The sequence below is a fragment of the Nocardiopsis lucentensis DSM 44048 genome (assembly GCF_000341125.1).
Taxonomy (GTDB): domain Bacteria; phylum Actinomycetota; class Actinomycetes; order Streptosporangiales; family Streptosporangiaceae; genus Nocardiopsis; species Nocardiopsis lucentensis.
Genome location: NZ_ANBC01000938.1, coordinates 1 through 3,665 on the forward strand (window position 1 = coordinate 1; position 3,665 = coordinate 3,665).

The following is a 3,665-nucleotide window of genomic DNA, read 5'->3' on the forward strand; positions in this document are numbered from 1 at the left end:
CTGCCCGTGGATGTGCGGCGGCGGATCTCCGCCCTGGCCCGCACCCCCCGCCTCCTCATCGCCTGCGACTACGACGGCGCCCTCACCCCGGCCGGGGACACCCCCGACCCCGACGACTCCGCCCGCCCGCACCCCCTGGCCGTGCGGGCCCTGCGCGAGCTGGCCGACCTGCCCGCCACCACCTGCGCCGTCATCTCCTCCCGCCCCCTGACCAGCCTGGCCACCCTCTCCCGCCTGCCCGCCGAGATCCACCTGGTCGGCGCCCACGGCACCGAACCCGACACCGCCCTGCACACCCACCCCTCGAACAAGCCCACCGCCCTGCAGGCCCTGCGCGAACACGTCGAGGCCACCGCCACCTGCTACATCGGCGGCGGCGACGGCGAGGAAGACGTCTTCGCCCACCTGACCGGCCCCGACGCCGGCATCCGGGTCGGGGAGGGACTGACCGTGGCCGCCCACACCATCCCCGACACCCCCACCGCCGCCCTGTTCCTGGCCGCCCTGGTCACCGAACGCCGCGCCTGGACCTTCGGGGAACGCCCCACCCCCATCGAACGCCTGTCCCTGCTGTCCAACCAGACCTCGGTCGCCCTGGTGGGCCCCGACGCCCGCCTGGCCTGGCTGTGCCACCCCGAACCCGACTCCGGCGCGCTCTTCGCCGAGATCCTGGGCGGCCGGTCGGCGGGGACCTTCGCCCTGGCCCCCGCCCACGGCGGTCAACCCCTGGGCCAGCGCTACGAGCCGGGCACCATGACCGTGCACACCCGCTTCGCGGGCCTGCACGTCACCGACTACCTCGCCCACCCCACCCAGCGGGGCCGCACCGACCTGGTCCGGGTCCTGTCCGGCACCGCCCCCGCCCGCGTGGAGTTCGCCCCCCGCCCCGACTTCGGCCGCACCCCGGTCCGGTTGCGCGCCCACACCGACGGTCTGGTGGTCCAGGGCGCCGACTTCCCCATGGTGCTGCACGCCCCCGGCGTGCGATGGGCCATCGACCACGACGGCGTCCACGACACCGCCCGCGCCACCGTCCACCCCACCAGCGAGCACCCGGTGGTGCTGGAACTACGCCTGGGAACGGCTGACCTGTCCGCGGCGCCGGTGGCCGAGCCCGACCGCCGACGGGCGGTGCGTGACCACTGGGCGGGCTGGTTGGACACCCTGACGTTGCCGGTGGCCGCCCGGGAGCTGGCCGCGCGTTCGGCGCTGACGTTGCGGGGGTTGTGCACCCCCTCGGGTGGGGTGATGGCGGCGGCCACCACCTCCCTGCCCGAGGAGATCGGGGGGGTGCGTAACTGGGACTACCGGTACTGCTGGCTGCGGGACGGGGCGCTGACCGTGCGGGCTCTGGTGTCGCTGGGCTCCACGGCCGAGGCGGACGCGTTCTTGGACTGGGTGCACCGGGTGGTGGCCACGTTGCCCTCGCCGGAGTTGTTGCGGCCGTTGTACACGTTGGCCGGGACGGACCTGGGCCCGGAGGAGACCATCGAGTCCCTGGCCGGGTACGCCGGGTCGCGTCCGGTGCGGGTGGGCAACGCCGCCGACCACCAGGTGCAGCTGGACGTGTTCGGGCCCGTCGTCGAGCTCATCGCGGATCTGGCCCACCGGCGGGGGGTGCTGGCCGACCGGGACTGGGAGCTGGTGCGGTCGATGGCCGAGGCGGTCGCCCGCCGTTGGCACGAGCCCGATCACGGGATCTGGGAGGAGCGGGACGAGCCCCGCCAGCGGGTGTACTCCAAGGTGATGTGCTGGGTCACCCTCGACCGGGCGGTGCGGCTGGCGGACCGGTTCGGTCGGGTGGTGGACCCCGTGTGGGGGCCGTTGGCGGCCGATATCGCCGCTGAGGTGGTGGCCAAGGGGTGGAACGAGTCGGTGGGGGCCTACACCACCGCCTATGAGGGTGAGGATCTGGACGCGGCGTCGTTGCACATCGGCCTGTCGGGGTTGTTGGATCCGGCCGATGAGCGGTTCCAGGCGACGGTGACCGCGGTGGAGGCGGGGTTGCGGCAGGGGCCGACGGTGTACCGGTACCGGCGCGATGACGGGTTGCCGGGGGGTGAGGGTGGTTTCCATCTGTGTACGGCGTGGTTGATCGAGGCGTATCTGCTCACGGGGCGTGGGGTGGAGGCCGAGGAGTTGTTCGCGCATCTGGTGGAGCGGGCGGGGCCGACGGGGTTGATTCCCGAGGAGTTCGATCCCGGCTCGGAGCGGGCGTTGGGCAATCATCCGCAGGCGTATTCGCATCTGGGGTTGATCCGCTGCGCCCAACTCCTCGACCGACACCGATGACCCTCGACCGAGGTCGGCCACGGGGCCACCCGGCCCCGGACCCCTCCCGGGTTCCCGGTCTCCTCCCGGATCAGGGCCGCCGGTCGCCCACGGAACGCCGCGCCGCCGTTCCCCGGCGCCCCTGACCGCCGCGCGGGACGTGACCGTCCCGCGACCCGCGCGGCCCTTTCCCCGAGGCCCGCCCCGGGTCTCACCCCGAGCGGCGCAACCGCCACGCCCGGGGCTGGTCCTGATCGTGCGGGACACCCAGTTCGGCGAAGCGCGACCGCACCCGCGCGCCGCCGAGCTTTCCCCGCTCCAGGTGGATGGTGCCGCCGGTCGCCTCCACTGCGTGCCGGACGATGTCCAGTCCGAGCCCGGTCGATCCGCCGCCGCTGGCACCGCGCCGCAACGCCCCGGCGGGGTCGGCGAACCCGGGACCCGCGTCCTCCACGATCAGCGTCACCCACCCCGCGTGGCACACCACCGTGACCGCGAACGGGCCGCCCGCCGGGGTGTACCGGAACACGTTGCCGACCAGGGCGTCCAGCACCGCGGTACAGTCCTCGCGCGACAGTCCGACCCGGGCGGGCGCCTGGGGAAGACTGACCTCCACGTCCCGCCCCTGGTCCGAGGCGAGCAGGGACCAGAACCCCATCCGGTCCCGGACCGCCTCGGCGAGGTCGCACTCACGCGGCCCCGTCTCGTCCACGGGGCGGACGTTGCGGATGATGTCGTCCACGTCCTGCTCCAGCGCGCCGACCGCCTCGCGGATCCGGTCCCCCTCCGGCCCAGGCAGGGTTTCGGTGTCCAGGCGCAGCGCCGTCAACGGGGTCCGCAGCCGGTGTGAGACGTCCGCGGCCATCTCCCGCTCCCGGTCCAGGAGACCCTGGACCCGGTCGCCGATCGCGTTGATCGACTCCCCCAGCACCACCAGGTCACGGGGGCCGCGCACGCGGACCCGGGCGTTCAGCCGTCCCTCACCGATCGCCACGGCCGTCGCCGCGAACGCGCTCAGGGCCTGTCGCGCGGGGCGGCTGAGCCGGTCGGCGAGGGCCACCGCGCCCGCGACCGACAGCGCCGCCACCAGGATGAGGGCCGCCACGGTGCGACCGAGTTCCGCGATCACCTCGCCGCGCGGCACGTACACCTCGACGACGGCGTCTCCCCCGGCCGGGGCGGGCGCCGGGAACAGGTACGCGGTGCCGCCCTCCACCCGCACCTCACCGGACTCCCGGGCGCCCCTGCGCCCCTCGGCGTCCTCGGGCCGCGCGTGACTCGAACCGACCGTCGTCCCGCCCGGCAGGTGCACGGCCAGGTTCCCGCGTTCCCCGGCGGCGGTGGCGGCCACCGCCGCGCGCAGCACGTCGGAGTCGGCCCCGGCCCCGACCACC

General features: G+C 74.8%; 2 protein-coding genes. One reads left to right on the forward strand and one right to left on the reverse strand.

The features are described 5' to 3' along the window. Positions 1-2,292, forward strand: a 2,292-nt coding sequence (locus D471_RS0132095) for a trehalase-like domain-containing protein (protein WP_017602402.1), incomplete at its 5' end; no start/stop codon positions are given. Positions 2,293-2,482: 190 nt separating this feature from the next. On the opposite strand, the gene D471_RS37405 is transcribed toward D471_RS0132095, so the two are convergent. Continuing rightward, positions 2,483-3,665: sensor histidine kinase (locus D471_RS37405; protein WP_017602403.1), on the reverse strand; the 1,183-nt coding region annotated here is incomplete at its 5' end.